The following is a 26,732-nucleotide window of genomic DNA, read 5'->3' as shown; positions in this document are numbered from 1 at the left end:
GCCGCTGAGAACCCGCGGGTGGTCGGCTTTGTGACGTGGGCTATGCGCTGGCGCGCATCCAGGCACGGCTTCGCCGTCAGGCACGGCCTTCGGCCGCAAGGCAGGCGAGCTTCGCCGCCTACTGGACGGCTTCGCCGCGAAGTGGGCGGTGTTGCTCGTTGCGCGGGGTCGGTGTCGGTGGGGTGGGGGATGATGGGCTGGGTCCGTCGTGCGGAGTGGGAAGGGCGTTCATGGAGATCACCTCAGTCGAGCGGCAGCGTCGTGGAAGCGCGTTCGCGGAGTTGCACGAGGGGCCGGGGGCGTTCGTGGTCCCGAATCCGTGGGACGCGGGTACCGCGCGGTTGCTGGCCGGGCTGGGGTTCAGGGCGTTGGCCACGACCAGCGGGGGGCTCGCGCACCGGCTGGGACGTCGCGACGGTGCTCGCCGGGTCGACCGGGACGAGACCCTGCACAACGTGCGGGAAGTGGTGGCGGCGACGGAGCTGCCCGTGTCGGCCGACCTGGAGAACGGCTTCGGCGATGCCCCGGAAGACGCCGCCGACGCGGTGCGCGCCGTGGCGCTGGCCGGTGCGGTGGGCGGTTCCATCGAAGACGCGACCGGGCGCGACGACGACCCGATCTACGGGTTCGACCACGCGGTGCAGCGGATCGCGGCGGCCTCCGAAGCGGCGCGCGAGTTGCCGTTCCCGTTCACCCTCACCGCCCGCGCCGAGAACTTCCTGCACGGCCGGGCCGACCTGGACGACACGATCCGCCGGTTGCGCGCCTTCGAACAGGCCGGTGCCGATGTGCTCTACGCCCCGGCGTTGCCGGACGCCGCGGCGATCCGCGCGGTGTGCGCCGCGGTGACCAAGCCGGTGAACGTGCTCGCGGTCGGTGCGGCCCGCGAACTGTCGGTCCCCGGGCTCGCCGAGCTGGGCGTGCGCCGGGTGAGCCTCGGCTCCACCCTGTCCCGCGCCGCGCTGAGCGCGGTCGTGCACTCGGCTCGGCAGATCGCCGAGCACGGCACCTTGCCCGACCAGGCCGGAGTCCTCTCCGGCGCGGAGATCGACGCGGTCCTCGGCAACACCTGATCGGAGGCCGCCTCACGTCGCGAGCGCGGAGATCTCCGCCGCGCCCCACCGCCCCCGCGCTCCGGGCAGGGCCGCGAGGTAGCGGGCCGCCGTGCCGAGGTCCCAGCCCTGGCCCGCGCGCAAGCCGCCGAGCAGCATCCGCAGGTACGCGGCCGACGGCGCCACCAGCGGCACGTCCGCGCTCGACCAGGACGCGGTGAACGTCAGCACCGGATGTCCATCGAGGTCGCCCACGTGCAGCAAGGTCTCGTAGCGACCCGGTCCGAGCACGTCACGGCCGGTGCGCCGGACCTCGCGCAGGTCGAGGTCGGTGCCCGGCTCCCGGTACATCTCCTGGGCCACGACGTCGGCGAACTGGCCGGGCGTCACCAGGTACGCGCGCAAGGCGGCCGAGCCCTCCAGTTCCGGATCGAGGAAAGCCCGGCCGCCGCCCCACGCCAGCGACTCCGTCGCGAAGTACACGCCACCCGCGACGCGGTGGCCCGCGGTGCGCCGTGGCGGACGAGGATCGCGGCAGCCGGGGCAGGCGCGCCGCCCGCCGGGCGGAGTGCCGCCTTCGAGGTAGCAGCGGAGCCGGTCGGCGTGCATGTTCGAGCCGTAACTCGCGTACCAGACCAGGTCGAGTTCGGACTGATCGAGCGACATCCCCGCATGATCGCGCACTCGGCCCCGCCGCACGTGCGACGATCACCGCTGAATCGAATCCACCCGCGAGGAGGCGGCGCAATGGAACTGCCCGAAGGCCTGCTGGACCTGCTCTGCAAGCCGAGCCCGTGCTTCGTCGCCACCGCGATGCCCGACGGCGCGCCGCAGCTCACCCAGACCTGGTGCGACACCGACGGCGACCACGTCCTGATCAACACGGTGGAAGGCGCGCAGAAGGTGCGCAACCTCCGCCGCGACCCGCGGGTCGCCGTGAACGTCACCGACCCGGAGAGCTCCGCCCGCTACTACGCGCTGCGGGGCCGGGCCGTGGACATCCGCCACGACGGCGCCGTGGAGCACATCCACGAGCTCTCGCACCGCTACCTGGGCATGCCGTACCCGTGGTTCGGCGGCGAACGCGAGGAGGACCGCCTGCTGGTCCGCATCCGAATCGAAAAGCTCAACTCCGTGGGGTGAGGGTTCCTGGGAGGTCTGCGCAGCGGGCCGGGTGGCGGAACCTCAGCGGCTTCCTCGCGAGGAAGCCGCTGAGGACCCACCGGTGGTCGTCTTGCTCTGGTGGTCACTGCTCAGCGCTCCGCCGCCGGCGAGGGACAGGGGGAGGGCCGCTCCACGTGGAGTCCTAAGTGGACGAAACAAGGGAGTCGGACGGCGGAGGTGGATCTCCGACGTGCCGTCCGGGTTGATCGCTCACCGGGCGGTGGTGGCCGGTTCGGGTTCTGTTGCGTCGTGGGTTTCCGGGGTTGGGAGGCGGAACAGCTCGGTGCGGTAGGCGAGGTAGGCGGTGCCGAGGACGAGCCAGAACACGTGGCGCAGCGACAGCTCGGTCGGCCAGCGCCGTGCCGTGCACCGCGAACGCCAGCAGCAGGGCCAGGCCGACGTGCGGCAACACCAGCGCGATCATCGGGTCGATCTCGTGCAGCGCCCGGAGGATCGCGAGCACCGCGGTGCCCGCACCGGCGACCTGCCCGGTGCGCGCCGCGGTCGGCATCGGAGGCCCCGCGGCTCGATGACCTGCCAGCCAGGTCGCGTCCGAGGACTTTCCCGCACCACCCGCGCACGATCACCACCCTCTGCGACGCCGACCAGGCCGTGGACCAGGGACTGCCGCCCGCTACGGCCTCGACCGCCGCGCAGCCGCCCGCTCGTGGTCCGGCGCTGGACGAAGTGCACCGCGGCGCCCGCGATCACGAGGGACCCGGCGTAGACGGCCGGCCCCAGCACGTCTTCCACGCGATGGCGCCTTCCTCCTCGCTGCGCACGGCACCGCCGTTCCCCTGAAGTCGTCGGCCGCTGAACCGGACGAGCGGGTCGTGCGTCAACCGGTTCGGGCGAAGCGACGGCCGATCACGACCAGCGCCACCGCCGAGAACACCAGCACCACGGCCATCTCCACGAGCGGCGGCACCGGCCAGCCTCCCCACTCGACCGGCGTGAAGATCAACCTCGACTGCGGCGCGCCGAGCTGCCCGAGGATGGTGTGGCGCATCGCGTCCACCGCGTAGGTCAGCGGGTTCACCAGGGTCAGCGAGGCCATCCAGCCGGGCATCGCGCTGATCGGGAACATCATGCCGGACAGGAAGACCAGCGGCGTGATCAGCACGGAGAGCACCGTGTTGAACGTCTGCACCCGCTTGATCAGCACTGCCACGGCGGCGGCGAGCACGGTCATCGACAGCGCGGCGATCGAGACCTGGACGACCAGCATCGCGAACAGCGCGGGGTGGTACGGCACGCCGACCAGGCCGGCGGTGAGCAGCACCACGGCGCTCTGCGCGGTCGCCACCGTGGCGCCGCCCAGGCACTTGCCGAGCAGCAGCGTGCCGCGGAACACCGGCGCGGCCAGCATCTCCCGCATGAACCCGGTCTGGCGGTCCCACACGATCGACGCGCCGACGGAGATCGCGGGTGCCTGCGCGGCCATCACCAGCACGCCGGGGAACAGGAACAGCATGTAGTCGCTCGCGGCCCGCGCGCCACCGCCCGCGTCGGCGAACAACCGGGACAGCCCGACGCCGAGCACGTACAGGAACAGGAACGGCGGCAGCAGCGACACCGCCACCCTCGTGCGGTCCCGCAGGAAGTGCAGCACTTCGCGGCGCCACACCATGCTCCCGGCCCGCCATTCGTTCGCCAGGCGACCGCGCGGAGCGGTGTCCTGTTCGGACGGACGGGATGCGGGGGTGCGGCGGGGTGGTGCGGTGCGGGTCACGTGAACTCCTCAGGCGGCCGTGGACGGAAACCGGTCGTGCGGCGGTCATCGGGCGGGCACGCCGGGGGCGTCGCGGATCGCCCGGCCGGTGTAGTGCAGGAACACCTCGTCCAGGCTGGGGCGGGTCACGGTCACCTCGAAGATCGGCACGTTCAGGCCGGAGCACAGCACCGGCACGAACCGCGCACCGTCGGCGACCTGCACCTGCACGCCGCCGTCGAGCACGGTGGCGTCCAGGTCGAAGCGGTCGCGCAGCACCCGCACCGCCGCGGCGTCGTCGTCGGTGCGCAGCGCGATGCGATCGGCGCCGAGGACGGACTTCAGCTCCGCCGGAGTCCCCTGCGCGACGATCCGGCCCTCGTCGATGATCGCGATCCGGTCGCACTGCTCCGCCTCGTCGAGGTAGTGCGTGGTGAGGAAGACCGTGGTGGCCTCCTGCTCGGCGATCCGGTGCAAGTAGGTCCAGATCTCCGCGCGGGTCTGCGGATCCAGGCCGACGGTCGGCTCGTCCAGGAACAGGACGCGGGGCCGGTGCAGCAGCCCGCGGGCGATCTCCAACCGCCGCCGCATCCCCCCGGAGAACGTCGCGACCCGATCGCCCCGCCGCTCGCGCAGCCCGACGAGGTCCAGCATCGATTCCACGCGTTCGGCCACGACCGCCCGCGGCATCCCGTACAGGTCGGCGTGGAAGCTCAGGTTCTCCGCGGTGGTCAGGTCGGTGTCGAGCGTCGACTCCTGGAAGACCAAGCCGAGCCTGCGGCGCACTTGATGACCGTCGCGGACCACGTCGTACCCGGCGATCTCGATGCGCCCGGAGTCCGGCCGGGCCAAGGTGCACATCATCGCGATCATGGTTGACTTGCCCGCTCCGTTCGGCCCGAGGAAGCCGAACGTCTCACCGCGCCGCACCGTGATGTCCACCCCGCGCACGGCGTGCACACCCCGGTAGGACTTGTGCACGTCGCGCACCAGGACGGCGGGCGCGTCAGCGGGGGCGTGGCGGTCATCGTCCCGCCGGAGTCGTCGCACGGGTGCTCCTCACTCGTCGCGGAGGCCGGCGAGGCGGCTTCGCCAGTCCTCGGGGACCACGAAGCCGAAGCTCCAGCGGTGGCGTTCGGTCGGGTTGACGATGCAGTGCCAGAACAGCTTCTCCGGGTCCTGCTCGGCCTTGAAGAACCGCACGATCCGGCGGCGTTCCCGCAGCGTCACGAGCTCGCCGGTCCGCGGGTTCTGGTAGCGGAAGAACGAGGTCTCGCCGCCGTCGGCGAAGTCGTCGTCGAGGTCCACCACGTACATCCGCCAGCCGGGCTGGTCCTCGTTGGTGTGCCAGAGCCGGTAGCTGCGCGGCGGGTACCACATGGCGCCGGAGAGCCGGACCTCGTCGCCGAACACCCCTTCCAGCAGGCGGATCGCGTTCGTCTTGGCCTCGAAGTAGTCCTCGTAACCGGGGTGCTCGACGTGCTCGTCGAGGTTCACCAAGTGGAAGTCCCGTCGTGGCGCGTCCGCGTCGGCCGGGTCCCGCCAGTGCGCCGCCATCATCTTCCGGTGCCAGTCCTGGAAGTCCGGGTCGGCGGGGGACCGCGACGTGGACTCCAGGTCCTCGGCGCGGAAACGGGAGTGGAACGCGCCCATGTCCACCGGAGGCCGCACCTTCAGCCGGGGCAGCTCGTCGATCAGGCCCGCCAGCTCCGGCACCGCCGCCAAGTCGTACTCGTGGTGGTAGAAGGCCGTTTCCGCGGGTGGTGCGGCGGTCGGCGCGGGCGCGGCCGTGGCCGCGAACGTGGCGGAACCGCGGGCGAGTTCCAGGACGGTGAAGTCGAACCCGTGCCTGCCGCCGAGCGCGATGATCTCGTTCATCCCTGTGACGGCCTTGAGCTGCTGGGCGAGTTCGGGGCGGTCCTGGGTCGCCTGCAGGAAGTCCACGCAGGATTCGACGGACATGACGGGCTCCTTCGTGCCGATGCGGGTGGGACGTCAGGGACGGTCCGGCGGCGGATCGAGCAGCAGCACCGACGGGATCCGATCCGGGTGCGCGATGCGCAGGAAGTGCATGCCGTAACCGGCGATGCCCAGCATCAGGCCGGGGAAGAAGTCGGCGCTGTGCTCGCCGAGCCCGTGCTCGGCGTCGTCCAGCGACCGCCACATCTCCCGCACCTGCACGTTCGCCTCCAGCTGGAAGGCGGGCTCGCTGCGCAGCAGCGCGTAGCGGACCAGCAGTTCCGAGTTGCCCGCCGTGCCGTGGCACAACGTGTGGTTGCGGAGCCGGGAGAAGTTGCGCAGGGTCGCCGCCAGCGCGTGGCGGGACTCCCGCAGCAGCGCGTCGTCGTCCCCGCCGAGCAGCGCCCAGGCCGCGATGCGGGTCAGCCCGATGCCCGCTGCCCCGTTGCACCAGGCGTTGGAGAAGTGGTGGCCGTTCTTCGCGACCTGCCCTGTGTTCGTGCGCAGGTCGTACCAGTCCTGCTCGGTGGTGTCGAAGTGCCGCGCCTCGTAGGCGAACGCGCGCCGGCCCGCCGCGACGTAGTCCTCGCGGCCGGTGCGCGTGCCGAGCAGGATCAGCGCCCAGCCGATGCCCCCGGCGCCGTGGGCGAGGCCGGTCAGGTCGTCCAGCACGTTCTCCGGGGTGTTCGACGGCCAGCTCAGCACGTCGTCGCGCTCGCGCGCGTGGCGCAGCACGTGCGCGGCGCAGTGGTGCGCCAGGTCGACTGCCTTCTCGCCGAGCACCGGGCGCAGCTCCAGGAGCACCGGGATCAGCCCGGCGGCGCCGTGCAGAACGTCGAGGTGGTCGTCGGCGTCGACCAGTTCGGGCACGTCCGCGCTCAGCCGCACCGCCAGGTCCGCCAGCTCCTGTTCGCCCCACAGCCGGTGCAGGTGGGTGAGCAGGTAGAGCCGCCCCCCGACGTCGGCGAAGGCGCCGGGACGCCGCTGCCCGGAGTCGAGCGCGTGCCGCAGCGCGCGTCGCGCGGCGTGCCGGAATTCGGGGCGCGGAACCAGGTCGTCGAGGTAGGCGAGGAACAGCGCCACGCCCGCCGAGCCCTGGTACAGGTCGCCTTCGATGTCGACGGCCTCCATCTCGGCCCCGTTGCGCCGGAACGACGTCCACGGCGCGGGAGCGGACGGGTCGCGCAGCATCGCGCACAGCCGCTCGCCGATCCGGGTCGCGTAGTCCAGCGCGGTCGCCACGAACGCCGGGCTGCTGATCTCGCCGGTCGACACGCTCGCCGCGATGTAGCGGGCCTGCTGCTCCCGGTTGCGCGGCGTCAGGTGCCGGATGCGCCGCGCGGCGTGCTCCAGCGGGGAGCGGGCCAGCGCGGACGGCACCGCGTCGGCGTGGTCGTGCACGAGGTCCGCACCGTGCACCGGTGCCGTGAAGATGGGCACGTCCAGCCGCCACATCGACGCCGTCTCCCGGTCGGCGAGCACGCCGTCCTGGTCCCAGGTGCGGGGGAAGGTGCGCACCGTGTTCAGCAGCAGATCCACTTCCAGCGGCTCCGCGAGGCTCTTGGGGTGCTGCGCGGTCAGCAGCAGCTGCGCGTAGATCTGGGTGCTCCAGTTGAGGAACCGGGCGTGGGCGCCCTCGAACGCCTGCGACAGCAGGGCGATCGCCTCGTCCGCGTGGTGCTCCAGCCACTCGTGCACGCGGTCGAAACCGTCCATGATGGACTCGATGTGGTCGTGCGGGTTCACCAGCTCCCCGTCGTGGAAGACCCGGTTGGCGCCGCTGAGTTCGACCTGCACGCCCGTGACGTTCTCCACCGTGGCGGCGAAGCTGAGGCGCTGCTCGCTGATCCGCGGCACCGGCATCGGCATCTCGTAGCTCTCGCCGCCGGTGTAGCCGCTCAGCCGCATCTGCGCCGGGCCGTCGACGTCCGCGCGCGGCCACTCCAGCAGTCCGGTGCGGAACACCGAGTCCTGCATCGTCCCGCCCGCGCCGTCGCGACCGGGCGGGGAAGCGCCGAACACCGTCTCGCCGTCGCACACGAACGCGTGGCCGTCGGCGACGATGATGTTCTCGAAGTGCAGGTCGCTGCCGCCGAGCACGTAGAACAGCGCCAGGTAGCCGCCGAGCTCCCGGTACACCTGCGCGGCGGCCTCCGCGTCGCGCACCTCGTTGCGCCCCAACGGGATCGCGGCCTCGTAGCCGTACCCGTCGCGGACGAGCACGGGCCTGGTCGTGAACGCCACGACGTCCCGCTCGCGCAGCCGGTCCAGCACGACCTGCAGGCCCGCCTCGGAACGCAGGCAGCGCGGCTTGCAGTAGAAGGTGCCGGTCCCGCCGCCGTCGAGGACGACCGTCACCACCGCCACGCTGCGCCCGCCCGCGTGGTAGTCCGAGGTGCCCAGGCGCACCGAGCGGAATTCGGTGACGGCCCGGCCGAAGAACTCCGCGCCGATCCGTTCGGCGTCGGCGGCCAGGCGGCCGAACAGCTCGGCGCCGTAGCCGGCCAGCAGGTCCGTGAGGTGGGCGAGCCAGCGCCCCAGCACCGGGTACTTCAGGAAGAAGGCGTGGTACGACGCCGCATCGCCGAAGGTCGCGTCGAGGTAGGCGAGGTATCCGGCCTCGCCCGACTGCTCCCGGTCGAGCCCGTGCCGCGCCCGGTGCACGTTCGCCTCGGCCTCCACCGTCCACGCCAGCGCGAGGGCGAACCGGTCGTGCAAGTGGCGTTGCAGGTCGTCGATCAGCCCGTCGCCGATCGAGTCCGGCAGCCCGGCGCGGGCCGCGGCCAGCCTCCGCCCGAGTTCGACGAGGAACGGTTCGCAGGCCGTGGCGAGCCTGCCGTAGTACACCTCGACCCGCCGCCAGGTCGCGCGGGCGTCGGACAGCGCCGGATTCCAACCGAGCACGGCGGCCCGGTAGGTCGGCAGCCAGGCGGAGTGCAGGTCGTCGAGCAGTTCCAGCACCGCGGTCGCGGCATCGTCCGGGGCCGATTCGAAGCGGTGGTAGGTGGTGAGCCCGTCGATGAGCTGCTCGCGGTCGTGCCGCAGGGGGGTCGAGCAGTGCTGCGCTTCCTGCTCGAACTTGTCCGCGAGCCGCCCGGCCAGGTGTTCCAGGCGCCACCGCTCGACGGGGTCGGACAGCGGCTCGTCCGGCGGACGACCGCAGGCGCGCAGCGCCGCGACCACGCGCAGCCGCTCGCTCAGCGTGGCCGCGCGGGCCGCCAGATCGAGTGCACGGTCGGTCTGCATCGAACTCCTGTCCGGCGATCGGAGGCGGGTGAGCAACGCGGTGAGCCCGGAGGCCCACCGCGCCGGTGCTCTACTTGGTCGAGCCGTCGCACAGGATGGTGAACGGGCCCGAGCTGCACGTGGAGGCGCAGGCGAAGATCTCGGTGGCGGCGACCCCCTCGGTCCAGAAGTCGAGCGTCTCCTGGTCGATGCGCTCGACCGCGTCGGGCAGGTCGCCCGGGGTGACGCCGAAAGCGGCCGGGTTCTCGATCAGAGCGGTGCGGAACTCGGCGTCGATGACGGCTTGCCGAAGAATGGTGTCGGACATGAATTCCTCCTGAATATCGGCTTTCTCGGAATGCTTGCGATCATTCGGATGGTTCAGCGCGCAACCGGGCGACGAGCGAGATGCCCAGTTGTTGTTCGACGTTCTTCAATTCCACGAGCGCCGGGCTCATGTTCTCGTCCTTGTTCTGCCAGGTGACCACCTCCTTCTCGTTCGCGGGCAGGTCTTCGTGCATCCACAGCGACTCCATCCATTCCTTCGTGGAGAAGGGATGCAGGTCGGTGACCGGCGTGAGCCGGGACAACATGGGCTCCTCGTGCAGGGCGAGCGCGAGCTCCAGCACCTCGCGCAGTTTCCCGTCAGGGGGGAGGAGGGAGCAGAACAAGACGAGTTCCTGGATCTGCCGGATCGCGTCGACTTCCGGGTAGATGGTCGGAACATCCGAGTGCTTCATCGACGGTTCCCATTCTGGTCGGAGGCCAGTGGGGGCAACGCTAGGAGAAAGCGGTTGCAGTCCGCCTTCAATCCTGTTTCACCGCACGAGGTGCGGCGCCGTCCTGTGCGCGGAACCGCCGCGCCGCACCTGCGCAGAGGGCGTGCACGAGAAATCGATCCCGCAGCGTGAAGGCCGCTGAGGTTCCGCGGCCCGCACCGCCACGCGGAACAGGTTCGAGGACGGGCTCTCAGCCGTCCGCGGTCCAGGCGCAGAGGGCCGCCTGGACGCGGTTGCCGACTTCGAGCGCGGCGAGGATGCGGCTCACGTGCGCCTTCACGGTGCTCTCCCGCATTCCCAGCGCGGTCGCGATGTCGGCGTTGCCGCCGCCCGCGGCCAGCTCGGCCAGCACCTCGCGTTCCCGCGGGGTGAGCCGGTCGATCTTCGCGCGCGCCGCGGCGGCCTGCAGGCCGGTGTCGCGGTGGTAGTGGTCGACGAGCCTGCGCGCCGCCGCCGGGTGCAGCATCGCCTGCCCGCGCGCGACGACCCGCACCGCGCGCACGATCTCAGCGGGGTCGCTGTCCTTGAGCAGGAATCCGGCAGCGCCCGCGGCGAGCGCGCCGTGGACGTACTCGTCGAGGTCGAACGTCGTCAACGTGACGACCTGCGGCGGATCGGGCAGCGCGCGAAGCCTCCCGGTGGCCTGGATGCCGTCCATGCGCGGCATCCGCACGTCCATCAGCACGACGTCGACCCGGCGGGCGGTGGCCTGCTCGACCGCTTCCAGCCCGTCGCCGGCCTGGGCGACGACGTCGATGTCCGGGGCGTCGTCGAGGATGTCGGCGAGCGCGAGGCGTACCAGCGTGTCGTCGTCGACGATCAACGTGCGGATCATGTCGCCTCCGGGGTGTGGTCGCCGACCGGGATGCGCGCGGTCAGCCGCCAGCCGCCCGCGCCCGACGGCCCGTGTTCCAGCCGCCCGTGCAGCGCGTCCACGCGCTCGGCCAAGCCCAGCAGGCCGTGCCCGCCCGGTTCCTGGTGCGAGCCGGGCTCGCCCGCGGTGTTCTCCACGTCCACTGCGGACTCCGGTGGTCCGTGGTCCACCCGCACCCGCACGCTCGAACCCGGAGCGTGCTTGCGCGCGTTGGTCAACGCCTCCTGCACCACGCGGTAGATCGCCAGCCGGTGGCTGAACGGCAGCGCGGTCGCCGTGCCGCGGATCTCCGCCTCGACCTGCTGGCCCGCCGCGCGCGCCTCGTCCAGCAGCACCGGCAGCTCCCGCAGCTGCCGCGGCCCCGGAGCCCCGTCGGTGTCCGGGGCGCGCAGCCCGCCGAGCACGTCGCGCAGGTCCCGCAACGCGTCCGTGGAGGTGGCCCGCAGCAGATCGATGCGATCGGCGACCTGCGGGGGCAGGTTCGCCGAATGCCGTTGCAACGCACCGGTGTGCAACGCCAGCACGCTCAGCGAGTGCGCCAGGGCGTCGTGCAGTTCGGACGCGACGCGGACCCGCTCGGCCAGCCGGGCGTGCTCGGCCCGCAGCTCCCGCTCCACCCGCAGCTGCTCGACCTGCGCGGTCATGCTCGTCAGCAGCCGCCTGCGGCTGCTCGCCCACATGCCCAGCGCCACCACCGAGACCAGCAGCAGCACCGGCCCGTACGAACGGGTGCTCCACAGCGATTGCTGCGGCTGCACCAGGAGGTTCCCCACCATGGCGGCCGTCGCGCACGAGGCCGCCGCCACCAGCCTGCCGCGCGAGGCGAACGAGAACAGCACCACCACCAGCGGCAGCACCGCGCCCAGCGCCGCCGCGAGCGCCGTCGCCAGCGCGGCGGGCACGGCCGGGTACCTGGTGCGCCAAGCGAGCGCGGCAGTGGTCAGCACCGCCGCGCCGACCTGCGGGCTGAGCACGGTGCCGCCCGCGACCACGTACCCCTCCTGCGCGGACAGCAGGCCGACCGCCAGCAGCAGCGCCGCCTCGGCCCACGGCCGGAGCGGACGTTCGATCCCGCGCACCGCACACCTCCCGCCGCGTCCGTGGTCATGACCGTCGAGCATAGAAATCAGCCGACCCCCTACTTTCGTACCGGTAACCGTGTCCGAGCGACCGATGCCGAGTCGTTCACCGCGCCCTACCGTGGGCGAACGTGGACCAGACGCAGACCCCGAACACCAGAGCCGGATGGCTGGGCTTCTCCCGCGAGGCCTTCCGAAGCTTCCGCACGACCGGCGCGTTCGCGCCGAGCAGCGCTCACCTGGCCGCCCGGCTCGCCGAACCGCTCGCGCCACCGGAGCAGCGGCACCCGGCGCGAGTGCTGGAAGTCGGCGCGGGCAGCGGTGTCGTGACCCGAGAGCTGGCCCGGCGGCTCGGCCCCGCCGACCGGCTCGACGTGGTCGAGGTCAACCCCCGCTTCGTGCGGATGCTCTCCGAGGCGCTGCGCACCGACTTCGCGCTCTCGGCGGCGTCCGACCGCATCCGGCTGCACGAGCGGTCGATCCTCGACGCGGAGCTGGAATCCCGCTACGACGTCGTCGTCTCCGGCCTGCCGTTCACGAACTTCGACCCGGTCGTGGTGCGGTCGATGCTGCAGCGGCACGTCGACCTGCTGGTGCCCGGTGGGGACTTGACCTTCTTCGGCTACCTCGGCACCCAGCGGGCGCGATCCGCGTTCGCCGGTCGCGCCGAAGCGCGGCGGCACCGCGGCGCCGTGGCCGTCGAGCGCGAGTTCATCGACCGCTACGGGCTCGGCCGGGCGACGGTCTGGCGCAACCTGCCGCCCGCGCACGCCTGGCACCTGCGCGCGCCGAACGCGGACCGGACCTGATGCCCGCGCCGGCCGAGTGGCTCGCGCAGCTGCCACCGCTGACCGCGTACGGACTGCTCGCGGGCCTGGTGTTCGTCGAAGGAATCCTCGTGGTCAGCCCGTTCGTACCGACCTTGGGGCCGTTGCTGGTCGCGGGAGCGCTCGCGTACTCCGGTGCGCTCGACCTGTGGCTGGTGGTGGTGTTCGCCGCCCTCGGCGCGGTCTGCGGCGACGCCTTGGGCTTCTACACCGGCCTGCGGCTCGGGCCACGGCTGCGCTCCACCCGCGTCGCCCGCCGCGCGCACCGTGCGTGGGACCGGGCGAGCGATCTGTTCCGCCGCCACGGCGGCCCCGCGCTCATCCCGTGCCGCTTCGTCCCGCTGGTCCGGTCCGCGGCACCGCACCTGGCGGGCGCGTCCGGCATGCCGTACCGGCGGATGGCGCCCTACAGCGCGCTGGCCGGGGTGCTGTGGGCGTGCGGCGAAGGCGGTGTCGGCTACCTCGTCGGCGCCTCGTACACGGGCCTGTCCGGGATGTTCGGCGCGGTGCCGGTGGTCGCGGCCGTGATCGTGGCGTTGGCCATCGTGCTCTGGCGGCGTCGCCGTCGCCGCGAGCGGCACGAGGACCCGCGCGCGGAAGCGGAGTCGGTGTCGTAGCACTACTGCGCGGTCCGCGGTGCGGGTACCCGGCATGCGGCGAGCGCTCGCTCGTCGTCGCGCAGGATCGCCAGGTGCAGCGCGCGCACCTCCGCGCTCGGGTCCACGCCGAACTCGTCGCGGATCCGCACCGTCAGTTCGCCGTAGGCCATCAGCGCCTCCACCCGACGGCCGCAGCGGTACAGCGCGAGCATGAAGTGCCGCCAGAACGGTTCGTGGAAGGGGTGCTCGAAGGTCAGCGCGCGCAGTTCCGCGACGAGTTCGTGGTGGCGCCCCATCGCGAGGCCCAGCGCCGCGCGGCGTTCCAGCGCCCACATCCACTGCTCGTTCAGCCGGGGAACGACCTCGCGGTGCAGCGAGTCCGACGCGACGTCCGGCAGCGCCCGGCCGCGCCACAGGCCCAGCGCGGTGCGCAGGGCCTCGGACTCCCGGACCGGGTCGCCCGCGCGGGCCGCTGCGCGCGCGGAGCTCAGCAGGTCGGTGAACCGGGCGAGGTCGAGGTTCTCCGGCGGCAGCTCGATCATGTACCCGGCGTGCGAGGTGCGGATCAGTTCGGACTCCGGTCCGAGCGGGTTCTCGGTCGCGTGCCGGAGCCTGGTCAGGCAGGTGTGCAGCGCGCGGCGCGGCCGGTGCGGCGGGGTCGCGTCCCAGATCCGGTCGACCAGTTCCTCCACGGACACCACCTGGTTGAACTTCACGAGCAGGGCCGCGAGCAGCACGCGCTGCCTGCCGCCGGGAACCGCGAGTCCGCGTCCACCGGCCTGCACCGACAGCGGTCCGAGCACGTGGAACGATAGCGACCGGTTCACCTCGAACCTCCCCAGTGTGCGTGCGTGCCCGGCGGGAGCCGGTGCGCGAACTCGGGCACCTGGCGTCCACCGGCGCCTGATCGCGGGCTCCCCTTGCCCGTGTGGTGAGTCCCGGCGCGCCGCGGTCGCCGCGGAACGCGCCGGGCCGAGACCGGAATCCGATCGCCTCTTTCTAGCACCGTTCTTCAGGTCGCGGCAATGCTCATTCTTCGAGATCCGCCGAGGTGCGGATTGAGAGCCGATGCATCTCGTGCAGATTGTATTTGCAACGATGGCGACTCATGCTTCACCAACGTGATTAACGTCAAATTATCCGCATTTCCGAGAAATTATTCCCCCGGGGGCATCGGTGCGCTTGTTCCTTCGTTGGAGTGAAGATCTCCGGCAATGCGACGAGGCGGGCGGTCCGGTTTGTCGTGCTTGTATCTCATGTCCGAGGTATGCGGTACGAGCTGAGAAAAGAACAAACCGGACTAGGTGGCCGGGGGGCGGCTTCCAATTCGCGTGGTGGTTTTCGAGTCGATCGAAGGGGGAACTAGGGTGGCGGTCCGGGACCTGGAGATCAGTTGCTCCGCGAGGGCTCGGGGGCGCTCGAGCCTGCGGTGAGAAGCAGGTAGAGGGGTGTTCGCCTTGTCAGGGGATGGCTCGTCCGACGCGAATTCGGGCGAATTTTCTGTATCGGACGTGACGGTCACCGAACCGAACGTGATTCGGCGCGCGGTCGGTGCGGCGGCCATCGGCAACGTCACGGAGTGGTTCGACTTCGGCGTCTACTCCTACTTGGCCGTCAAGATCGAGGGCGTGTTCTTCACGGGCCTGTCGCCGACGATGGGCACGATCGCGACGCTGGGTACCTTCGCGGCGGCGTTCCTGGTGCGCCCGTTCGGCGGGCTGTTCTTCGGGCCGCTCGGTGACCGGATCGGCAGGCAGAAGGTGCTGTCGCTGACCGTGATCATGATGGCGATCAGCACGTTCATCATCGGCATCCTGCCCGACTACCACGCCATCGGCGTCGCGGCGCCGATGCTGTTGTTGCTGGCCAGGCTGCTGCAAGGTTTCTCAACCGGTGGCGAGTACGGCGGGGCGATGGCGTTCATCGCCGAGTACGCGCCGGACCGCAGACGCGGTTTCCTGTGCAGCTTCCTGGAGTTCGGCACGCTGACCGGCTACGCGCTCGGCGCCACGTTCGCGACGGTGCTGGAGGCCGTGCTCTCGGAGGACGCCCTGCTCAGCTGGGGCTGGCGCATCCCGTTCCTGATCGCGGGCCCGATCGGCGGCATCGGCTTGTACCTGCGGATGAAGCTGGAGGAGACCCCGGCGTTCGCGAAGATCGCCGCGGAGTCCGAGGGCCGCGAGGGCAACCAGACGCTGAGCGAGTTCCGCAAGATCTTCATCAACCACTGGCCCGCGATGCTGGTGTGCGGCGGGATCGTGCTGGTCTTCAACGTCACCAACTACATGCTCACCAGCTACATGCCGACCTACCTCACCCAGACGCTGCCGCAGCACGGGCACGCGGGCACGCCCAGCGTGGTCTCCGAGGTGCTGCAGATCTTCGTGCTGCTGGTGTCGATGGTGCTGATCACGTTCGTGGGGCGGCTCAGCGACAAGATCGGGCGCAAACCGGTGCTGTACACGGGATGCGTGCTGCTGGTGGTGCTGTCCATCCCGGCGATCATGCTGCTGAAGATCGGCGGCACGGTGGCGACCTTCGGCGGCCTGCTGCTGATGGGATTGATGTTGCTGTGCTTCAACTCCACGTGCCCGTCGGTGCTGCCCGCGCTGTTCCCGACCGACATCCGCTACGGCGGGCTGTCGATCGCGTTCAACATCGCCGTGTCGCTGTTCGGCGGCACGACGGCGACGGTGGTGGCGAGCCTGATCGCGGTGACCGGCAACATCGACATCCCCGCCTACTACTTGATGGGTGCCGGGGTGATCGGCGCGATCGCGGTGTACTTCGCGAAGGAGACCGCGGGCAAGCGCCTGCCCGGTTCCCCGCCGGCCGCCGTGGACCACGAGGAGGCCGAGCAACTGATCGCCGCCCAGAGGTAGCCCGACCGGGAACGACCGAGGGCCTCGACACCCCTCGATGGCGGTGCGCCCTCTTGTTCGAGCGAGGGCGGTACTCGAACCGTTCCCCGCGAGTGGACTCAGCGGGCGGTGGCGCGCAGGACCGAGCGGGTCCAGGCGGTGATGGCTCCTGCGATCGAGAACAGCCCGATGGCTTCGACCGTGAGCGCCATGATGATGTGGTTCATCCGGGGAACTCCTGCGACAACGCGGCGTGATCATGTCCGGGAAACGTCGTGAAGGCTGATCGAGGCTTCCAGCCGCCTCGCGTTGCCACTGCTCGGACCATCTCCCGTCCGGTGCATCGTCGCGTTCGACCGGTGTATCTCAAGCACCCCGGAAGTCGACGCGTGAGGCGCGTCACGTGGCTTCACGCGCGTCCTCGGGCCGGCTCGCGGCGGTTGACCTCGTCTTCGGTGTGCTCGTACGGTTATGCCGTCACAAACAGGCTGTGCCGCATGACGGCACGGATCGGCGGGCAACGATGACGTTCGCGCTGGAGAACCTGACCGTGCTCGACCTGACCCAGGTCATGGCCGGGCCCTACTGCTGCCAACTGCTCGGCGACCTCGGCGCCGACGTGATCAAAGTCGAACCGGTCGGCCGGGGCGACGCGACCCGCCAGGCGACCGGACACCGGCTGCCCAACGGCGAGAGCGCGGCCTTCCTCGCGGTGAACCGGAACAAGCGCGGCATCGCGCTGGACCTCATGTCCGAGGCCGGGCGGGAGGCCTTCTACCGCCTGGTGGACGAGGCCGACGTCGTGGTGGAGAGCTTCCGGCCGGGCGTGGCGGCCCGGCTCGGCGTGGACTACCCGACGCTGCGCGACCGCAACGAGCGGATCGTCTACGCCTCCATCTCCGGGTTCGGCCAGACCGGGCCGTACGCGCAGCGCGCCGGTTACGACCTGATCGCCCAGGCGATGTCGGGGATCATGAGCGTGACCGGGGACGCCGGCGGTCCGCCCACCAAGTCCGGCGTGCCCGTCGCGGACCTCTCCGCTGGCTTGTTCTGCGCGGTCGGCATCCTCAGCGCCTGCCTGTCCCGCGTGGTCACCGGCCGGGGCCAGGCCGTGGACACCTCGCTCTACGACGCCGCGCTGGCGCTGTCGATCTGGGAGACCTCCGAGCTGTGGGCGACCGGCGAGGCGCCGGGAAGGCTGGGCTCGGCGCACCGGGTGAACGCGCCGTACGAGGCGCTGCCCACCCGCGACGGCCACCTCACGATCGGTGCGAACAACGAACGCCTGTGGCAGCGGCTGTGCACCGTGCTGGAGCGGCCGGAACTCCCGGCCGACGAGCGGTTCGCCACGAACACCGATCGGGTGCGCCACCGCGTGGAGCTGGCGGGCGAACTCGCCCGGACGCTGCGCACCCGCGACACCGACGAGTGGGCGGAGCTGCTCCTGGAAGCGGGCGTCCCGGCCGGGCCGATCCGCGACTACGCGCAGTCCTGCGCCGATCCGCACACCCTCGCCCGCGAGATGGTCCTGGAACTCGAGCATCCGACCGAAGGCACCGTCCGATCCCTGGGCGTGCCGGTGAAGCTCAGCGGTACTCCCGCCGGAGTCCGCCGGGTCGCGCCGGGGCTGGGGGAGCACACCGACGAACTGCTGCGCGCCACCGGGCGCTCCGACGAGGAGATCCGGGCGCTGCGAGCCGAAGGAGCCGTGGAATGACCGGGCAGCTGCGCACCGAGTTCACCGGAACCGTCGCCACCGCCACCTTCGACCGGCCTGAGGCGCGCAACGCCATGACCTGGGAGATGTACGACGGGCTGGCGGAGTTCTGCGAGCGCGTCGCCGCCGATCCGCGGGTGCGGGTCGTGGTGCTGCGCGGGGCGGGCGGCAAGGCCTTCGTCGCGGGCACCGACATCGCCCAGTTCCGCGATTTCAGCACCGGCGCGGACGGGCACGAGTACGAGCGCCGCATCGACGCCGTGGTGGACGCGGTGGAGCGGATCCCGGTGCCGACGATCGCGGTGATCGGCGGCTACGCGACCGGCGGCGGGCTCACCCTCGCCGCGGCGTGCGACCTCCGGATCTGCTCGCAGAGCGCGAAGTTCGGGCTGCCCATCGCCCGGACCGTCGGCAACTGCCTGTCGATGCGCAACTACGCGCGCCTGGTGAGCCTGATCGGGGCCGGGCGCGCGATGCACTTGATCTGCACGGCCGGATTCATCGGCGCGGAGCAGGCCGAACGCGCCGGCCTGGCCTCCGAAGTGCTGTCGGAGTCCGAATTGGACGGACGGGTCGCGGAGCTGTGCGCGCAGCTCGCCGACCAGGCACCGCTGACGATGCGGGCGAGCAAGGAGGCGATCCGCAGGCTGCGGGAGCACGCGCTGCCCTCCGGTGACGACCTCGTCGAATCCTGCTACGGCAGCGAAGACTTCCGCGAAGGGGTGCGCGCGTTCACCGAGAAGCGCCGCCCGCAGTGGCGTGGCCGGTGATGACCGGTGGGTGGTTCAACGGGGATCCACCGCCGGGCGATGTCCCAGGGTCGCGCTGACCCTGGCCGCGGCCTCGACGACCAGCGCGCCGTAGCGCTCCCGCAGGTCCGGTGTGATCCGGTCGGCGGGGGCGGAGATCGACAGGCCCGCGATCGGTTCCCCGGCGTCGTCGAAGACGGCCGCAGCCACCGCCGCGATGTCCGCGCGCCATTCGGCGAAGTTCGCCGCGTACCCGAGCTCGGCCACGCGGTCGAGTTCGGCGGAGAACTCCGCCCAGTCGACGATGGTGTTGTCGGTGTAGCGCGCCAGGTCCTCGCCGACGATCCGTCGCGCCGACTCGCGCGGCATGCCGGCGAGCATCGCCTTGCCGTTGGACGAGCCGTGCAGCGGCACGGTGCTGCCCAGCGGCAGCACTGCCCGGATGGGGTGCTCGGTCTCGATCCGTTCGATGAGCACGGCGTGATCGCCTTCGCGCACCATCAGGTGCGAGGTCTCGCCAGTCTCCCGGCGCAGCTCGTGCATGACCGCGGTGGCCGCGTCCCGCACACCGAGGTCGGCCACGGCGTGCTGGCCCACCTGGAACGCGCGGGTCGTGAGCACCCAGCGGGTCACGTCGGCGCCGTCCGGGCAGATCCAGCCCGCCGTCCACAGCGTCCGGAGCGCGCGCTGCACGGTGCTCTTCGGCATCCGCAGCCTGCGGGCGAGTTCGCCGACTCCGGCGGGCTGGGCGTGCGCGACCTCTTCGAGCACCCGGAAAGCGGAGAGCACGGTGCGCATTCCTTCGCTCATGTCAGCAGTTTATCCGGTTCGGCCCGCCGAGCCGCTGCTCGGCGGGCCATCGGATCACAGCCAGCCGGGCAGCACGAACAGCGCGCAGGCCACCACGGGGCCGACGGCGATCATGCTCATGCCCCAGATCATCAGCTTCCGGAACACGCCGTCGCGCAGTTCCGGCGGAGAGCTCGCGACGACCAGGGCCCCGCTGGTGGAGAACGGCGAGGAGTCCACCACGGACGACGCCACGGTCAGCGCGATGATCATGCCCATGGTGCCGACCTGACCGGTGAGCAGGAACGGGACCGCCAGCGGGATGAGCGCGCCGAGGATGCCGGTGGTGGAGGCGAACGCGGACACCGCCGCGCCGATCAGGCAGATCACGAACGCCGCCAGCAGCGGAACACCGATGCCCGCCACGCCGTCGCCGAGGAATTCGATGGTGCCGACGCGTTCCATCATGCTCACGTACGTCACCACCCCGCAGATCAGCAGCACCGTCGGCCAGGCCACTTGGCCCACGCACGCCGTGGTGGTCCGCGGGAAGATCACGCACAGCACGGTGGCGATGCTCAGCGACAGCAGCCCGACGTCGAATTCCAGCGCGAGCGCACCGATCGCGAGCACGATCAACCCGGTCAGCGTCAGCGCCCGCTGCGAGTTGAGCGAGGTGACTTCGCTGAGAGTGGCGGTTCCGGTCGAGGTGACCGTGGTGGTCCCGGCACCACCGGTCGGTTCTTCCTCGATTCGGGCGGTCGGCTCGGATTCGGTTTCCACTTTACGGCGCAGCAGTTCTCGCCCGCCGAAGAGGAAGAAGACGACCACGCTGAGTGCCAGGTTGAACGCGAATTGGCTGCCCCAGAGCAGCAACGGGTTTCCGGGAAGTCCGCTGCGCTCGACGACGCCGTTGGTGATGCTGCCGAAAATGCTGATCGGCGAGAAACCGCCCGCGGTGGCGCCGTTGATGATGAGCAGCCCCATCAGCATCGGATTGATCCGGTAGCGGGCCGCGAAGCTCAGCCCGATCGGGGCCGTGATCGCCACGGCGCCGGGAACCACCGCTCCGACCATGGTCAACAAGCTCGTGACCAGGAACATCACCCATGGTACGAGGGCGATTCGACCGCGCACCGCGCGGACTCCGGCGTGGATGAGCCAGTCCACGGTTCCGTTGCTCTTGGCGATGGCGAACAGCAGGGTGACGCCGACGAGCACCGCGAAGAGATCTCCGGGAAAACCGGCGAACAGATCGTCGGCGCTGTCGTGGACCAGGAATGTGCCCACCAGAAATGTTCCGAGAAATGCCACGGCTCCCATGTTCACCGAGCGCAACGTGGCGATGAGAAATATGAGGACAAGACCGATGATGGACCAGATCTGTACGGACATGTGACTCCTCGATTCGAGGCGGTCGTCGGCTCGGGGAGGGAGCGGAATCAAATTCCGTGATGCGAGATCAACGTCTCGCCGCCGGGGAAGTATGACCCCGGACACAATTGACGGTCAAGAGTTCTGAATAGACCAGGAGAGATTCCGATGGCGCAGCCGATCGGCCGGCACTTCCTGCAAATTCCCGGCCCCACGAACGTTCCCGACCGCGTTCTCCGCGCGATGTCCGCCCCCACCATCGACCACCGCGGACCGGAGTTCGCGGCGCTCACCCGCGAGGTGCTGACCGCGGTGCGGCCGGTGTTCGGCACCAGCGGACCGGTGCTGATCTACCCGTCCTCGGGGACCGGGGCGTGGGAGGCGGCGCTGGTGAACACGCTGAGCCCCGGCGACCGCGTGCTCGCCTTCGAAACCGGCCACTTCGCGACCCTGTGGCGGGAGATGGCGGAGAAGCTGGGGCTGCGGGTGGACTTCGTGCCGGGGGACTGGCGGCGCGGCGTCGATCCGGAGGTGGTCCGGCAGCGGCTGGCCGACGACGCGGGCCACGAGATCAAGGCCGTGTGCGCCGTGCACAACGAGACCTCGACGGCGGTGACCAGCCGCATCGACGAGGTGCGGCGGGCGATCGACGACGCGGCGCACCCGGCGCTGCTGCTGGTGGACACGATCTCCTCGCTGGGCTCGGTGGACTTCCGCCACGACGAGTGGGGCGTCGACGTGACGATCTCCTGCTCGCAGAAGGGCTTGATGCTGCCGCCCGGCCTCGGCTTCAACGCGGTCAGCGAGAAGGCGTTGCGCGCGCGGGAATCCGCGACGCTGCCGCGGTCCTACTGGGACTGGGAGCCGATCCTGGCGGCGAACGAGCGCGGGTTCTTCCACAGCACTCCGGCGACGAACCTGCTCTACGGGCTGCTCGAAGCCCTGCGCATGCTGGACGAGGAAGGCCTGCCGGAGGTGTTCGGGCGGCACCGGCGCCACGCCGCCGCGACGCGCGCGGCCGTGCGCGGCTGGGGCCTGGAGACGTTGTGCCTGGACGAGCGGGAACATTCGCCCGCGCTGACCGCAGTCTTGCTGCCCCCGGGCCACGACGCCGACGCGTTCCGCGGGCTGGTGCTGAACCGGTTCAACATGTCGCTGGGCGCGGGCCTGGGCAAGGTCGCGGGCACCGTGTTCCGCATCGGCCACCTGGGAGATTTCAACGACGTGTCGCTGGCCGGAACGCTCGCGGGGGTGCAGATGGGCTTGGAACTGGCGGGCGTGCCGATCGACCAGGGCGGCATCACCGCCGCGCTGCGGGTGCTGGAGGAGGCGTGATGAGCGACCTGGAACGGCGGCTGAAGGCGGACGTGGCCGGTGAGGTCGAGTTCGACGACTACACCCGGCACCTGTTCTCCCGCGACGCCAGCATGTACGCGATCACCCCGCTGGGCGTGGTGTTCCCGCGCGACGCCGACGACGTCGCGGCGGCGGTGGCCGCGGCTGCCGAGCACGGCGTGCCAGTGGTGCCGCGCGGCGCCGGGACCAGCCTGGCGGGCCAGACCGTCGGCCCCGGAATCGTGCTCGACATGTCCCGCCACCTGCACCGGATCGTGGAACTGGACCCGGAGGCGCGAACCGCGCGAGTGCAGCCGGGCGTGGTGCAGGACCAGCTCAACCGCGCCGCCGCTGCGCACGGGCTGATGTTCGGCCCGGACACCTCCACGAGCAATCGCGCCACGCTCGGCGGCATGATCGGCAACAACTCGGCGGGCAGCGGCTCGGTCCGCCACGGCATGACGATCGATCACGTCCGGGAGCTGGACGTGGTGCTCTCGGACGCGTCCACGGCCCGGTTCGGACCGGTCGACGACGACGAGCGGCAGCGGCGGGCGGCCGGGTCGACGCTGGAAGCGCGGCTCTACCGGGAACTCCCGCGGATCGTCACCGAGGACCGGGACGCGATCTCCCGCGGTTTTCCCGAGTTCTGGCGCCGGGCGGGCGGTTACCGCCTGGACCGGCTGGCCGAGCCGACGCCGTTCGACCTCGCCGAGTTCGTGGTGGGCTCGGAGGGCACGCTCGTCGTGGCCACCGGGGCGCTGGTGGACCTGGTGCCGAAACCGCGCACCACGGTGATCGCCGTCGGCCACTTCACGTCCACGCAGGCCGCCATCGCCGCCACCGACGACGCGCTGTCCTGCGACCCGTCCGGCGTCGAGCTGATGGACCGCACCATCCTGGACCTGTCGCGGCAGCGCCTCGAGTACGCCTCGCTCGGCACCATCCTCGAAGGCGATCCGGACGCGCTGCTGTTCGTCAGCTTCACCGGCGACGACGAGGACGAGCTGGTGGCGCGGCTGCGGCGGCTCACCGCGCTGTGGCGCAAGCACGGGCACGGCTACCACGCGCTGGAGGCCGTGACGCCGCAGCAGCAGTCGGCGTTGCTGAAGGTCCGCAAGTCCAGCCTGGGCCTGCTGATGGCGGCGGGCGAGGGAACGCGCCGGCCGCTGGCGTTCGTCGAGGACACCGCCGTCGACCCGAAGCACCTCCCGGAGTACACGGCGAAGTTCGCGAAGATCCTCGACCGCCACGACATGAAGGCCGGCTTCTACGGGCACTGCTCGGTCGGCTGCCTGCACATCCGGCCGTTCGTGGACCTGGCGCGGCCCGGCGAGGTGGAGAAGATGCGGGCCGTCGCCGAGGAGGTGAAGTCGCTGGTCACCGAGTACGGCGGGGTGAACTCCAGCGAGCACGGCGACGGCCTGGCGCGCAGCGAGTTCAACCGGGAGCTGTTCGGCGCGGAGCTCTACGCGGCGATGTGCCGGGTGAAGCGCCTGTTCGACCCGGCGGGCACCCTCAACCCCGGCAAGATCGTCGAAGCCCCGCCCATGACCGAACACCTGCGCGACGCCGAGCACCCCGTGCCGGGGCCGTTCCGCACCCGGTTGTCCTTCGACGTCGTCGGCGGCATGCGTGGAGCGGCCGACCGGTGCATGAACATCGGGTTGTGCCGCAAGAGCCAGAGCGGCGTGATGTGCCCGTCGTACATGGCGACGAACAAGGAGCAGGACGCCACTCGCGGGCGAGCGAACGCGCTGGTGAAGGCGCTGTCCGAACCGGACCCGAAGCGCGCGCTCGGCGACGAGCGGCTGCACGAGGTGCTGGACCTCTGCTTGATGTGCAAGGCGTGCAAGAGCGAATGCCCGCTGGGCGTGGACATGGCCAAGCTCAAGAGCGAGACCTTGTCGCACCACCACGACGAGCACGGGGTGCCGCTGCGTTCGCGGGTGTTCGGGTCGATCCGCTCGCTGAACCGGCTCGGGGCGGCCACGGCTCCGCTGTCGAACCTGCCGGGACGGATTCCGCTGCTGCGCAAGCTGATGCGGCGTGCGCTGGGCATCACCGAGCACCGGCCGCTGCCGCGCTTCGAACGCCGCCACCTCGGTTCGTGGTTCCGCGGGCGCCACCTCCGGCAGCGGGCGCCGCGCGGGCCGATCCTGTTCCTCGCGGACTCGTTCACCACCTACACCGAACCGGCGATCGGACGGGCGGCGGTGGAGCTGCTGGAACGCGCGGGCTACGAGGTGCGGCTGGTCGACGAGGGCTGCTGCGGGCGTTCCAGCCTGTCGAAGGGCCTGGTCGACGACGCGAAGGCCAAGGCGCGCGATCTGGTGTCGCGGCTGGCCGGGTCCGACGCTCCGATCGTCGGGTGCGAGCCGTCCTGCGTGCTCACCTTGCGCGACGAGACCTTGTCGCTGCTGCCGGACGACCCGGCGGCCCGCGACGTCGCGGGCCGGGTGCGCCAGATCGAGGAGGTGTTGTCCGAGGCGATCGACGCGGGCGACCTGGAGCTGTCCGAGGACACCTGGCCGGCGCGGCGGCGCGTGCTGTTCCACGGGCACTGCCACCAGAAGGCGGAGGTGGGCACGGCCGCGACGGTCGGCCTGCTGCGGCGCATCCCGGAGGCGGCGGTGGAAGAGGTCGACGCCGGGTGCTGCGGCATGGCCGGTTCGTTCGGCTTCGAGGCCGAGCACTACGAGATGTCGATGACCGTCGGCTCGGACCGCCTCTTCCCGGCGGTGCGCGCGGAACCGGCCACGACGATCATCGCCGCCACCGGCGTGTCCTGCCGCCAGCAGATCGCCCACGGCACACCCCGTGCGGCCCACCACCCCTTGGAACTGGTGCGCGCGTCGCTGAAGCGGTGACGTGCCCGCCGCCGCGGGTTCGCCCGCGGCGGCCCCGCTCGACCGCATCCGGATCACCGGCGGCGCTAGGCTGATCGAGTGATCGCCGGGCTTTTCGCTCCCCGCGCGGGCGGCGGGTGGGACGCTGGCGATCGAGCTGTCTGCGCAAGCGTTCCTGGGGAGTGACCGTGTCGAGCGAAGCACGTGTGGTTGATCGGGACGCCGCGTGAACGGCGACGTCCTGGATCCCGATGCCGCTCGTGAGCGGCTGGCCGCGTGGCGGGAGCGGGCCGAGCAGGTGGCCGCCAACACCCAGGCCATGAGCGAGCGGATCAACGAGGTCCGGGTCAGCGCCTCGGATCCGCAGGGGTTGGCGGAGGTGACGGTCGACTCCACCGGTTCGCTCGTGGACCTGCGCTTGACCGACGAGATCAAGCGCAAGGCCCCGGCCGTCGTCGCCCAGGCCGTGATGACGGCGCTGGGCCAAGCGCGCAACCAGGCCGCGGACCGCTCCCAGGAGATCGTCACCGACACCCTCGGAGCCGATTCCGCCGCGGGCCGCGAGATCGCGCAGCGGCTCGGCGACCGCCTGCGCAGCGGACCGGCCCCGGAGGAGCCCGCGGCTCCCGCGCGGCGTCCTCCCGATGACGACGAGGACTACGACGTGACCTCGGACTTCCGGAGCTGACCATGGGTGACGGTTTCAACGTCGACGCCGAGAAGCTGCGGGCGCACGCGAGCAAGGTCGAGGCGATCCAGGAGCGGTTCGGCGCGGTGAAATCGGCCAGCGGGCACATCGCGCAGGACGACCAGGCCTACGGCGTCCTGTGCTCGTGGATCGCCGGCATCTTGGAAGGTCGGCACACCAAGCAGGACGAACTGCTCGCCTACGTCGAGGAGAACTTGGCGCAGGCGGCGTCCGCGTTGCGCTCCACCGCCGACGACTACGACCGCCGCGAGGACGAGCACGGCCAGAACCTGCGGGCCGCCGGAGGTGGCCTGTGAGCGAGGAATCGCTGGTCGCCCCGGTCCAGTCGACGCAGAAGGCGTGGACCGGCGCCGGTACCGCCGAGAGCGTCGAAGGTCTGGTCACGGCGATCCAGAGCGAAGACTGGGTCAGCGGCGTGCTGTCCGGCGTCGGCGTCGGGCTGGAAGTCGCCTCCGCCGTGCTCGACCCGTTCGGCACCTTGCTGTCCAACGGTCTGGGCTGGGCGATGGAGCACTTCGAGCCGTTGCGGGAGATGCTCGACGAGCTCACCGGCATGCCCGACGTCGTCACCTCCCACGCCAACACGTGGACGAACATGGCCGCGGAACTGGCTTCGATGTCCGAGGACTTGAAGGCGGACCTGGAACGGGACCTGCCCGGCTGGGAAGGCCAGGCCGCCGACGCGTACCGCACCATGATGGGCGCGAACGTGGACGCGATCGGGGGCTTGGGCGCGACCTCGGCGGCGATGGCCGCCGCGACCGAAGGCGCGGGCGGCCTGGTGAAGATGACCCGTGAGCTGGTGCGGGATCTGATCGCGGACCTGGTGGCGCGCGTCATCGTGTGGGCCGCGGAGGCGATCTTCGTGGTGACCATCCCGGTCGTGGCCGCGCAGATCGCGTCCGCCGTGGTCAAGTGGGTCGGGCGGATCACCGGCTACATCGGCGACCTGATCGACAGCCTGACCAACCTCACCAAGCTCGTCGACGGGTGAGGAATCCGGGACGGCGGCGGCGAGGTCCGCTCACCGCTGATCTCGTGAACCGGTGGCGCCGCAACGGATTCTCAGGGGGAGCCGTT

The 26,732-nt window shown here is 71.1% G+C and carries 24 protein-coding genes; 12 read left to right on the top strand and 12 right to left on the bottom strand.

Annotated elements, in window-relative coordinates:
* Nucleotides 1-230: 230 nt before the first annotated feature.
* Nucleotides 231-1,073, top strand: coding sequence for an isocitrate lyase/PEP mutase family protein (locus tag OOZ19_RS28860; RefSeq protein WP_266093326.1), 843 nt, complete (start codon nucleotides 231-233; stop codon nucleotides 1,071-1,073).
* A gap of 12 nt (nucleotides 1,074-1,085) precedes the next feature.
* Here the strand turns inward: OOZ19_RS28860 and OOZ19_RS28855 are convergent, their stop codons facing one another.
* Nucleotides 1,086-1,718, bottom strand: a complete 633-nt coding sequence (locus OOZ19_RS28855) for a histone deacetylase (protein WP_266093325.1) — start codon at nucleotides 1,716-1,718, stop codon at nucleotides 1,086-1,088.
* 81 nt (nucleotides 1,719-1,799) lie between these two features.
* Between OOZ19_RS28855 and OOZ19_RS28850 the strand changes: the two genes are divergently transcribed.
* The gene (locus tag OOZ19_RS28850; protein WP_266093324.1) at nucleotides 1,800-2,195 is read left to right on the top strand and encodes a PPOX class F420-dependent oxidoreductase; all 396 of its coding nucleotides are present in this window, start codon (nucleotides 1,800-1,802) and stop codon (nucleotides 2,193-2,195) included.
* Between the two features lie 859 nt (nucleotides 2,196-3,054).
* Here the strand turns inward: OOZ19_RS28850 and OOZ19_RS28845 are convergent.
* The 8 genes from OOZ19_RS28845 to OOZ19_RS28810 form a co-directional block, all read right to left on the bottom strand.
* The gene (locus OOZ19_RS28845; protein ID WP_266093323.1) at nucleotides 3,055-3,948 is read right to left on the bottom strand and encodes an ABC transporter permease; all 894 of its coding nucleotides are present in this window, start codon (nucleotides 3,946-3,948) and stop codon (nucleotides 3,055-3,057) included.
* A 45-nt stretch (nucleotides 3,949-3,993) separates the two neighbouring features.
* Nucleotides 3,994-4,977, bottom strand: a complete 984-nt coding sequence (locus OOZ19_RS28840) for an ABC transporter ATP-binding protein (RefSeq protein WP_266093322.1) — start codon at nucleotides 4,975-4,977, stop codon at nucleotides 3,994-3,996.
* Between the two features lie 9 nt (nucleotides 4,978-4,986).
* Complete coding sequence (locus OOZ19_RS28835) at nucleotides 4,987-5,889, bottom strand: Nif11-like leader peptide family natural product precursor (RefSeq protein ID WP_266093321.1); 903 nt, start codon at nucleotides 5,887-5,889, stop codon at nucleotides 4,987-4,989.
* 33 nt (nucleotides 5,890-5,922) lie between these two features.
* The gene (locus tag OOZ19_RS28830) at nucleotides 5,923-9,132 is read right to left on the bottom strand and encodes a type 2 lanthipeptide synthetase LanM family protein (RefSeq protein ID WP_266093320.1); all 3,210 of its coding nucleotides are present in this window, start codon (nucleotides 9,130-9,132) and stop codon (nucleotides 5,923-5,925) included.
* Between the two features lie 70 nt (nucleotides 9,133-9,202).
* The gene (locus OOZ19_RS28825) at nucleotides 9,203-9,439 is read right to left on the bottom strand and encodes a cinnamycin family lantibiotic (protein ID WP_266093319.1); all 237 of its coding nucleotides are present in this window, start codon (nucleotides 9,437-9,439) and stop codon (nucleotides 9,203-9,205) included.
* A 40-nt stretch (nucleotides 9,440-9,479) separates the two neighbouring features.
* Nucleotides 9,480-9,851: a DurN family substrate-assisted peptide maturase gene (locus OOZ19_RS28820; protein ID WP_266093318.1), complete on the bottom strand. Its 372-nt coding sequence runs from the start codon at nucleotides 9,849-9,851 to the stop codon at nucleotides 9,480-9,482.
* Between the two features lie 229 nt (nucleotides 9,852-10,080).
* Nucleotides 10,081-10,725, bottom strand: coding sequence for a response regulator transcription factor (locus OOZ19_RS28815; RefSeq protein ID WP_266093317.1), 645 nt, complete (start codon nucleotides 10,723-10,725; stop codon nucleotides 10,081-10,083).
* Nucleotides 10,722-11,843, bottom strand: a complete 1,122-nt coding sequence (locus OOZ19_RS28810; RefSeq protein WP_266093316.1) for a sensor histidine kinase — start codon at nucleotides 11,841-11,843, stop codon at nucleotides 10,722-10,724. Before OOZ19_RS28810 ends, OOZ19_RS28815 begins: the two co-directional genes overlap by 4 nt.
* A gap of 131 nt (nucleotides 11,844-11,974) precedes the next feature.
* Here OOZ19_RS28810 and OOZ19_RS28805 point away from each other — a divergent pair, with 131 nt between their 5' ends.
* Nucleotides 11,975-12,652: a class I SAM-dependent methyltransferase gene (locus tag OOZ19_RS28805; RefSeq protein ID WP_266093315.1), complete on the top strand. Its 678-nt coding sequence runs from the start codon at nucleotides 11,975-11,977 to the stop codon at nucleotides 12,650-12,652.
* Nucleotides 12,652-13,287, top strand: coding sequence for a DedA family protein (locus OOZ19_RS28800; RefSeq protein ID WP_266093314.1), 636 nt, complete (start codon nucleotides 12,652-12,654; stop codon nucleotides 13,285-13,287). The genes OOZ19_RS28805 and OOZ19_RS28800 overlap by 1 nt, the downstream gene beginning before the upstream one ends.
* Nucleotides 13,288-13,289: 2 nt before the next feature.
* On the opposite strand, the gene OOZ19_RS28795 is transcribed toward OOZ19_RS28800, so the two are convergent.
* The gene (locus OOZ19_RS28795) at nucleotides 13,290-14,096 is read right to left on the bottom strand and encodes an AfsR/SARP family transcriptional regulator (RefSeq protein WP_266093313.1); all 807 of its coding nucleotides are present in this window, start codon (nucleotides 14,094-14,096) and stop codon (nucleotides 13,290-13,292) included.
* Nucleotides 14,097-14,780: 684 nt separating this feature from the next.
* On the opposite strand from OOZ19_RS28795, the gene OOZ19_RS28790 reads away from it, so the two are divergent.
* From OOZ19_RS28790 to OOZ19_RS28780, 3 genes are all read left to right on the top strand, one after another.
* On the top strand, nucleotides 14,781-16,151 hold the full coding sequence (locus OOZ19_RS28790; protein WP_266093312.1) for an MFS transporter: 1,371 nt from the start codon (nucleotides 14,781-14,783) through the stop codon (nucleotides 16,149-16,151).
* Nucleotides 16,152-16,653: 502 nt separating this feature from the next.
* Nucleotides 16,654-17,847 (top strand): CaiB/BaiF CoA transferase family protein, encoded by a 1,194-nt coding sequence (locus tag OOZ19_RS28785; protein ID WP_266093311.1) that lies wholly within the window; start codon nucleotides 16,654-16,656, stop codon nucleotides 17,845-17,847.
* A complete protein-coding gene (locus tag OOZ19_RS28780; RefSeq protein ID WP_266093310.1) occupies nucleotides 17,844-18,617 on the top strand; it encodes an enoyl-CoA hydratase/isomerase family protein in 774 nt (257 codons plus the stop codon). Before OOZ19_RS28785 ends, OOZ19_RS28780 begins: the two co-directional genes overlap by 4 nt.
* Before the next feature lie 15 nt (nucleotides 18,618-18,632).
* On the opposite strand, the gene OOZ19_RS28775 is transcribed toward OOZ19_RS28780, so the two are convergent.
* Both OOZ19_RS28775 and OOZ19_RS28770 read right to left on the bottom strand, forming a co-directional pair.
* Nucleotides 18,633-19,406, bottom strand: a complete 774-nt coding sequence (locus OOZ19_RS28775) for an IclR family transcriptional regulator (protein WP_266093309.1) — start codon at nucleotides 19,404-19,406, stop codon at nucleotides 18,633-18,635.
* Between the two features lie 54 nt (nucleotides 19,407-19,460).
* Complete coding sequence (locus tag OOZ19_RS28770; RefSeq protein WP_266093308.1) at nucleotides 19,461-20,780, bottom strand: SLC13 family permease; 1,320 nt, start codon at nucleotides 20,778-20,780, stop codon at nucleotides 19,461-19,463.
* A gap of 147 nt (nucleotides 20,781-20,927) precedes the next feature.
* Here OOZ19_RS28770 and OOZ19_RS28765 point away from each other — a divergent pair, with 147 nt between their 5' ends.
* The 5 genes from OOZ19_RS28765 to OOZ19_RS28745 all read left to right on the top strand — a co-directional run bounded on the left by OOZ19_RS28765 (nucleotide 20,928) and on the right by OOZ19_RS28745 (nucleotide 26,646).
* Nucleotides 20,928-22,094, top strand: a complete 1,167-nt coding sequence (locus tag OOZ19_RS28765) for a pyridoxal-phosphate-dependent aminotransferase family protein (RefSeq protein ID WP_266093307.1) — start codon at nucleotides 20,928-20,930, stop codon at nucleotides 22,092-22,094.
* Nucleotides 22,094-24,964 (top strand): FAD-binding and (Fe-S)-binding domain-containing protein, encoded by a 2,871-nt coding sequence (locus OOZ19_RS28760; protein WP_266093306.1) that lies wholly within the window; start codon nucleotides 22,094-22,096, stop codon nucleotides 24,962-24,964. Before OOZ19_RS28765 ends, OOZ19_RS28760 begins: the two co-directional genes overlap by 1 nt.
* Before the next feature lie 205 nt (nucleotides 24,965-25,169).
* Nucleotides 25,170-25,631 carry a YbaB/EbfC family nucleoid-associated protein gene (locus OOZ19_RS28755; protein WP_266093305.1) on the top strand — a complete coding sequence of 154 codons (462 nt, stop codon included), beginning with the start codon at nucleotides 25,170-25,172 and terminating at the stop codon, nucleotides 25,629-25,631.
* 2 nt (nucleotides 25,632-25,633) lie between these two features.
* Entirely contained in the window at nucleotides 25,634-25,948 is a 315-nt protein-coding gene (locus OOZ19_RS28750; RefSeq protein ID WP_266093304.1) for a type VII secretion target, read from the top strand.
* Entirely contained in the window at nucleotides 25,945-26,646 is a 702-nt protein-coding gene (locus OOZ19_RS28745; protein WP_266093303.1) for a WXG100 family type VII secretion target, read from the top strand. Before OOZ19_RS28750 ends, OOZ19_RS28745 begins: the two co-directional genes overlap by 4 nt.
* Nucleotides 26,647-26,732 lie beyond the last annotated feature (86 nt).

Source organism: Saccharopolyspora sp. NFXS83, assembly GCF_026241095.1.
Lineage (GTDB): Bacteria > Actinomycetota > Actinomycetes > Mycobacteriales > Pseudonocardiaceae > Saccharopolyspora_C.
Note: the sequence above shows the minus strand (reverse complement) of the source record. Positions and strands in the feature narration are given on the sequence as shown.

What these genes read in the sequence shown, in the direction of transcription:
- OOZ19_RS28860 (WP_266093326.1), top strand. Translation starts at nt 231, where the DNA reads ATGGAGATCACCTCAGTCGAGCGGCAGCGTCGTGGAAGCGCGTTCGCG.
- OOZ19_RS28855 (WP_266093325.1), bottom strand. Translation starts at nt 1,718, where the DNA reads ATGTCGCTCGATCAGTCCGAACTCGACCTGGTCTGGTACGCGAGTTAC.
- OOZ19_RS28850 (WP_266093324.1), top strand. Translation starts at nt 1,800, where the DNA reads ATGGAACTGCCCGAAGGCCTGCTGGACCTGCTCTGCAAGCCGAGCCCG.
- OOZ19_RS28835 (WP_266093321.1), bottom strand. Translation starts at nt 5,889, where the DNA reads ATGTCCGTCGAATCCTGCGTGGACTTCCTGCAGGCGACCCAGGACCGC.
- OOZ19_RS28830 (WP_266093320.1), bottom strand. Translation starts at nt 9,132, where the DNA reads ATGCAGACCGACCGTGCACTCGATCTGGCGGCCCGCGCGGCCACGCTG.
- OOZ19_RS28825 (WP_266093319.1), bottom strand. Translation starts at nt 9,439, where the DNA reads ATGTCCGACACCATTCTTCGGCAAGCCGTCATCGACGCCGAGTTCCGC.
- OOZ19_RS28820 (WP_266093318.1), bottom strand. Translation starts at nt 9,851, where the DNA reads ATGAAGCACTCGGATGTTCCGACCATCTACCCGGAAGTCGACGCGATC.
- OOZ19_RS28815 (WP_266093317.1), bottom strand. Translation starts at nt 10,725, where the DNA reads ATGATCCGCACGTTGATCGTCGACGACGACACGCTGGTACGCCTCGCG.
- OOZ19_RS28800 (WP_266093314.1), top strand. Translation starts at nt 12,652, where the DNA reads ATGCCCGCGCCGGCCGAGTGGCTCGCGCAGCTGCCACCGCTGACCGCG.
- OOZ19_RS28785 (WP_266093311.1), top strand. Translation starts at nt 16,654, where the DNA reads ATGACGTTCGCGCTGGAGAACCTGACCGTGCTCGACCTGACCCAGGTC.
- OOZ19_RS28780 (WP_266093310.1), top strand. Translation starts at nt 17,844, where the DNA reads ATGACCGGGCAGCTGCGCACCGAGTTCACCGGAACCGTCGCCACCGCC.
- OOZ19_RS28775 (WP_266093309.1), bottom strand. Translation starts at nt 19,406, where the DNA reads ATGAGCGAAGGAATGCGCACCGTGCTCTCCGCTTTCCGGGTGCTCGAA.
- OOZ19_RS28770 (WP_266093308.1), bottom strand. Translation starts at nt 20,780, where the DNA reads ATGTCCGTACAGATCTGGTCCATCATCGGTCTTGTCCTCATATTTCTC.
- OOZ19_RS28765 (WP_266093307.1), top strand. Translation starts at nt 20,928, where the DNA reads ATGGCGCAGCCGATCGGCCGGCACTTCCTGCAAATTCCCGGCCCCACG.
- OOZ19_RS28760 (WP_266093306.1), top strand. Translation starts at nt 22,094, where the DNA reads ATGAGCGACCTGGAACGGCGGCTGAAGGCGGACGTGGCCGGTGAGGTC.
- OOZ19_RS28750 (WP_266093304.1), top strand. Translation starts at nt 25,634, where the DNA reads ATGGGTGACGGTTTCAACGTCGACGCCGAGAAGCTGCGGGCGCACGCG.